This window comes from Planktothrix sp. FACHB-1355 (genome assembly GCF_014748295.1).
GTDB lineage: Bacteria > Cyanobacteriota > Cyanobacteriia > Cyanobacteriales > Aerosakkonemataceae > Aerosakkonema > Aerosakkonema funiforme_A.
Genome location: NZ_JACJUP010000269.1, coordinates 1 through 6,649, shown reverse-complemented (window position 1 = coordinate 6,649; position 6,649 = coordinate 1). Strand labels below are relative to the sequence as shown.

Annotated in this window: 2 protein-coding genes; one reads left to right on the top strand and one right to left on the bottom strand. The window is 41.7% G+C overall.

Annotated elements, in window-relative coordinates:
* Positions 1-280 precede the first annotated feature (280 nt).
* Positions 281-5,761, bottom strand: coding sequence for an ATP-binding sensor histidine kinase (locus H6S82_RS13430; protein ID WP_190466916.1), 5,481 nt, complete (start codon positions 5,759-5,761; stop codon positions 281-283).
* Positions 5,762-6,232: 471 nt separating this feature from the next.
* Between H6S82_RS13430 and H6S82_RS13425 the strand changes: the two genes are divergently transcribed.
* The gene (locus H6S82_RS13425; protein ID WP_190466913.1) at positions 6,233-6,568 is read left to right on the top strand and encodes a DUF4870 domain-containing protein; all 336 of its coding nucleotides are present in this window, start codon (positions 6,233-6,235) and stop codon (positions 6,566-6,568) included.
* Positions 6,569-6,649: the final 81 nt, after the last annotated feature.

The following is a 6,649-nucleotide window of genomic DNA, read 5'->3' as shown; positions in this document are numbered from 1 at the left end:
GGTTTACACGGTATGGCTGAAACTGTCGTTTGAAAGAGCCACTATTCTGGATAATGGAAGTGCAGTTAAAAGTCGATGTCAATATTTCCTAATTCTTTACGAATTCGCAACCTGCCAATCCCGTGAATTAAGACTTGTTTGACTTCCAGATCTTGCTCTTCTAAAATCCACTGCAAATGGTCGTAAGGGGCGATTTAGAGGATCGGAAAGCTTGCTTGGGTGCGATCGCCCGATCGCAAACCGTCCATAAATCAGAGTGAAATAGGAAAATAGGACAGTATTAATCTGAATCATCCGATCGGGGAAGCGCTCCCATCTCGCTATTCTGAGACTCCTGCCTTACAGGAATCTCGATTGCAAACTCTGTCCCTTCTCCTGGAGTGGAAAAACATTCAATACTACCTCCATGTTTTTCGACGACAATTTGATAACTAATTGACAATCCCAAACCAGTACCCTTACCCTCTGGCTTGGTTGTAAAAAAAGCATCGAAAAGCTTAGCGCGTACTTCTTCGGTCATTCCAGGGCCATTATCTTTAATCTTAATCGCCACCCGATCGCCATCTATCGCCTCTGTACGAATGCGAATCTCTGGATTTTGAATTTTGGAATCTTTCTCCTCTCCCTGTGGGACTCTTAGGGGTTGAGGGTGGGTTTGCCCCCAAACTTCTTCAAGGGCGTCGATCGCATTCGCCAACAGATTCATAAACACCTGATTTAGTTGTCCCGAATAACATTCCACAAGCGGCAAATCCCCGTACTCCTTCACCAAATTTATCGCCGGACGTTCTCCCTTAGCTTTGAGGCGATGCTGGAGAATCATCAGCGTACTATCGAGTCCCTCATGAATGTTTGCCAATTTCGGTTTTCCGTTATCAATTCGGGAGAAATTGCGTAACGACTGCATAATATCGCGAATGCGATCGGTTCCCACTTTCATCGAAGACAGCATTTTGGGCAAATCTTCTATCAGGTATTCTAGATCGATCGCTTCTATTTCTTCTTGAATCCGATCTGGAGGATCGGGAAAACACTGCCGATATAGATTCAGCAAGTTTAGCAAATTTTGTACGTATTCATTTGTATAGTGCAGATTCCCATTGATAAAGCTAACCGGGTTATTTACTTCATGAGCTACCCCCGCAACCAATTGCCCCAAACTCGATATTTTCTCGGTTTGAATTAGCTGAGTCTGCGTTTGTTGCAACTTATGCAAAGATTGTTCCAGTTGCTGAGAATAGTTTTGCAACTCCTGATAAAGGCTCGCCTTCTCTAAAGAAATAGACGCTTGTGCAGCTAAAAGTTTTAACACGGACAATCGCGCAGGCGTAAAAGCTCCCACACTCAAATTATTTTCTAAATACAAAACTCCCGTAAATTTTCCCTGATGAATCAGCGGCAAACAAAGAACAGACTTGACCTGGCTTTTCTCAATGTAGGGATCGTTAGCAAATCGTGGTTCAATCGCCGCATTATTTAATAATAAATTTTCCCCGGTTCTGACCGCATAATTGATAATTGAACTCGGTACATCGTGGCTAGATTCTACGGGAATTGATGACAACACTCGCACCTTTTGTCTTTCTACAGCACCCTCAGCTACCAACAGCAATTTATCTGCCCTTGACAAAAAGAGAAGACCTTTGGAAGCGCCTGCATTCTCAAGTGTGATGTGCATTAACTTAGCAAGCAGCTTATCGAGAACGATTTCTTCGGAAATTGCTTGCGAAGCTTTTGCCACAGTCACCAAATCCAATACCGATGACTTTCCTCCTGTTGTCGAGGTGGTTGTTCTATTTACATCCAAGTCAGAGTCTTCTCGCTTCACCAATCCCAAAAAGAATTCAGGATATCTTTCTTCTAAATCTTTGACTTTAGCCGAACTGCCCCAGCGAATATATCCATAGTAGGCATCGGTGAGATATATTTGAGCTATTTTCTCTTTGCCACGGGAGAAATAAAACTCTGCTGTGAGTTCGTTCGCCAATGCTTCTTCCTGGATGTATCCTTGTTCTTTCGCTCCTTTTATTGCTAATTCATAATACTCCATCGCCTTTATATCTCGAACGAGTACTCTCGCTTTTTCTGCCTCTACAAGCAAGTACTTATGTTTGTGATTTGTGGGCGCGTGGTCTGCCCATTTTTTCATTTTCTTCTGAAGCTCTGTCACTTGCTTGAGATATTGCCTTTGCTCAGTTTTTGTCGCGTAGCTATACTGTTTTAAAAGTGCCAGAGAGTAGTAGCACTTATGGACAGCAAAAGCCATAGTACCGGGCGCACCTTCTGCGTATTTTTCCGCCCTTCTCGCTTGTTCAATAGCCTGAGCGTAGTCTTTAAACAAATACGAAAGAAACGTTTTAAAAAAATGAACATAAAAAATTACCAATACATTGTTTTTTTCTATTAATATTGGTAACATTTCTTTATCGTTAAACATTTCACCGACTAACTTGCACTTTTCCTCGGCGTTACCTGTTAGATTGGCGACTGCTTGACTGCATACACTTATGCTTATTAGTTGAAGATCCTGTTTGAATTTACCCGTCATTTCTCGATAGTTTTTCAGCGCTTGAGCCAAAGTTTCTAAATGATTACCAACCAAAAAAGATTGTACGGAATAATTCATCGCATTGTAACAAGCGTGTTCTATATCTCCTACTTCCAGACCATCTTGAATTCCTTCAAGCATTGGTTCTAAAGTTTCTTTTGCATGGTCTTTCCAGTGTCTGATTCCGTTGTTGAATACTACTTTTACTTTCGATTTCAGTTCTTTGGCGTTAAATTTTTCCAGTAGCCTCATAGCCAATTGGCCAAATTTATAGGCAGATTCAATATCTCCGAGAGCCACGCATAGTACGCCATAAAAATCATAGACGTAAGCCGTCAGAGGAGAATTGCCATATTTAATACTCAAATGTATCATCTTAAATATAAATACTGGAAAAAGATTGGGAGCCACAAAATAAACCGATCCTAAAACTGTCATTAATATCCGCATAGCTGCCAGTTTGTATATATCGGTCATTTCTGGCAAGTTAGCCAACTCTTCAATTTCCTTTCCTCGTAGGGTAATTTTCGTGCCAATCAACCCCACCAAAATACTAATTTTACTTGCTTTTTTGGGAAGATATACTCCCAGCTTTTGCAGTACTGGCAGCGCCGTATCTAGCGCTGATTGCATCTGATTTTGTGCAATATGAAACTGGATTTTTCTTTCATAAATAGGTATTTTTTCAATAAGATCTCTTGCTTGTTGAATTACAACATCAGACAACTGTTTCGCTCGTTCAAAATTCGTATTGAGGTATTCAGCTGCTGTAGTTTCCACAAACAAATCCCGCGCCAATTCATACTGACTATCCCAACAGTCAGGCGCAAGCAATTGCAAACCAACATTTAAATATCTAACCGCCGCATCATAAGCGGTAGCGGCTAAAGCTTTCCTTCCCGCGAGCAGATTTAATTTCGCCAGTTCTTCCTTTTCAGCAACAGAGGTGATGAAATCTACGCCAATATTCAACTGGTTAACAATATCAAAAATATTTTCTTGCAGCCCAAATTTGGCCGTTTTTTCTAAAAGCAACTTACCTATTTTTAGGTGCGTCTCTTTCTTCTGTTCATCTGGTATTAAAGAATAGGCGGCTTGCTGTACTCTGTCGTGTAAAAACTTATAGCTAATTTTTAAATCTTCAACTTGTAAAAACAATTGTTCTGTTTCTTCAAAAAAAAATGGAATTTTATAAGCTTGCGATAGCGGCAAAATTAACCCAGATTGCAATGCTTCCCACAAATCATCGGCAGTTTTTAATAAAGATTGCTCGTTGACGACAGCGAGGTTATCTAAGGTAAATTGGTGACCTATGCAAGCAGCTAACTTTAAGACTTCCTGAGTTTCTGGTGATAGTTTTTGAATATTTCTCGCTACCAATTCGACAACACTATAATCGGCAATCCCTATAGATTGTATTCTCTCTATATCCCACAACCATCGTCCTTCTACATAATCGAAATTAATTAGCTTTTCTGCGTGTAGAGTTTGCAGTAATTGGGTTAAAAAGAAAGGATTTCCTTGGGTTTTATTGTAAGTTAGTTCAGCTAAAGTAAAAGTTCTTCCTTGTGCTACTGTTTCACCTAAAGTATCTGCTATTAATTGACTGATGCTACCAAAATTCAATGGTTGCAAAACAATGTTATTTACAATTGCACCAGCTTGTTGAATTTTTTCTATAGTTTGAATTGTGGCGTGGGTGGGGCTGACTTCATTGTCGCGATACGCTCCAATTAGCAGCAGATATTTGCTTTCGGGGTCGGTGACAATCTGCTGAATTAACTTTAGAGAAGCGGAATCTGCCCACTGTAAATCGTCCAAGAATAATACCAGGGGATGAGTTGGTTGGGCAAATACACCGATGAATTTTTGAAACAGGCGATTAAAGCGATTTTGGGCTTCTGTTGCTCCCAGTTCCGGGACTTCTGGTTGAGGGCCGATAATCCGTTCAACTTCGGGTATAACATCTATAATTACTTGGCCATTTTGTCCGAGCGCTTCTTGTAGTTTTTCTTTCCAAATAGCGATTTTATCGAGATTGTTTGTTAATAAGGTTGCAATTAATTCCTGAAAAGCTTGAATCAAGGCAGCATAGGGAATATTTCTCTTAAATTGGTCAAATTTGCCCGCAATAAAGTAGCCGCGCTGGCGTACAATTGGTTTGTGAACTTCGTTGATTACGCGAGTTTTGCCAATGCCAGAGTAACCGGAAACGAGCATGATTTCGGTGTTGCTTGCGGTGACGCCATTCTCTTGGGGAGACGCTACGCGATCGAACGCATCCAAAAGCATGGCAACTTCCGCTTCTCGTCCGTAGAGTTTTTGAGGAATGAGGAATTGACCGGACTTATCTACAGCGCCGGGAGTAAAGTATTCAATGCGATCGAATCTCAACAATCGATCCAAACAAATTTCTATATCCGCTTTCAATCCCAACGCTGTTTGGTATCTGTCTTCAGCCGATTTAGCCATTAATTTCATCACTATATCGGAAACAGCTTGGGGAATTTCGGCGTTGACTTGATGGGGCGGTATTGGTGAAACGGCTACATGACAGTGTATTAGTTCTAGGGGATCTTTGGTGAGAAAAGGTAGCTGACCCGTCAATATTTCATAGCAGGTGACGCCGAGGGAGTAGAAGTCGCAGCGGTAGTCAAGAAAACGATTCATTCTCCCCGTTGCTTCGGGGGAAATGTAGGCGAGAGTGCCTTCAAGAGAATCGGCGTTGCTAATAGTTGGCGTTTCTCTAGATAAGCGGGATGCAATGCTAAAGTCAATCAGCCTGACAGTCCAGTTAACAGGTTCGATTAGGATATTTTGAGGTTTTATATCTTTATGAATGATGTGATTTTCATACAGTTGGTGGAGGATTTCTGCTAACTGAGAAACTATGTAAAGGAACGAGGCAACAGAAATTTTATGGGATGCCATCAATTGCTTGAGAGACTCCGCACCAAAATCCTCCAGGATGAGAGCCAGACCATTTTTATAGTTTTCTAAGGCTATAGGTTTGGATATTCCTTCTATGTTTAATGGTTGCAAAATCTTATATTCATGCCGCAATCTAGTAATTTCTTCGAGGGTAGGATACTTTGACAGCAGGGTTTTGACGATGACGGATTGTCGATCGGGCAGTTTAATGCCACGATAAATTACTGTTCTTGCTCCGGTATGAACGGCTGACGTGATTTGGTAGCCAGGAAGCGTTAACATAATTTGTTTTACCAGTAGGATTAGGCAGAGTGGAGTGCCAGAGTACTGAATGAATCCGTTGTGGATAGATTTGCCAGAGCGAAGGCCAATGTTTTCTAGAGAAACCTCAAAAGGAAATGCAGTTGTAACATCAGCTAATCCCAAGGTAACTGGAAGATCGGCACTCCGCAAGCGTATTGCAATCCTAGATAAGAAGAATAGTTACTGGTGGAGCCGGAACTTCTGTATGGCCTACAACCTTAAAGCTTAAAATAAGATTTAACAAATTGCGGAGCGAGAAGAGAAGGGGGGAGGGGGATAGAGGGGGATAGATCGATCGTTCTGTTACAAACTGATTCGATCCGATCCCTAACCAACCGTCCCTACCTACCCCCACATACAGTACGGAAATCTCCTCCGCCAGCGTATGCGTTAGGTGTGATAGCTTCATAAGGAAAGGATAAACCTGACTGGCTCTGAGGAGTTGGTTCTATGTATGACACTGACAAGCGAAAGATTTTATCAGCGTTATGTCATGGCTCGATATTTTTTAGCCTCGCCTTTGTCTCCGTTGGGATACCGATCGCGGTATTGTTCGTATCGGATGACCCAGTTGTGAAAGACAATGCCAAAGAAGCGCTGAATTTTCACTTCAACGTCTGGATTTATGGCATCATCTTTGGAATTCTCACAATTGTATTGATCGGATTCCTATTACTAGGAATTTTGCAAATTGTCAACTTTGTTTTGCCAATCTTAGCAATTCTCCAGTGCTTGAGCAATCCGGAACAACCCTACCGCTACCCTTTTATTTTTCGGTTCCTGTAGCTTAGGGCTGTGGGGGAGTGGGGGAGCGGGAGAGTGGGGGAGTGGGGGAGAAAAGAACAACAGGTAACTTGCGATCGATAC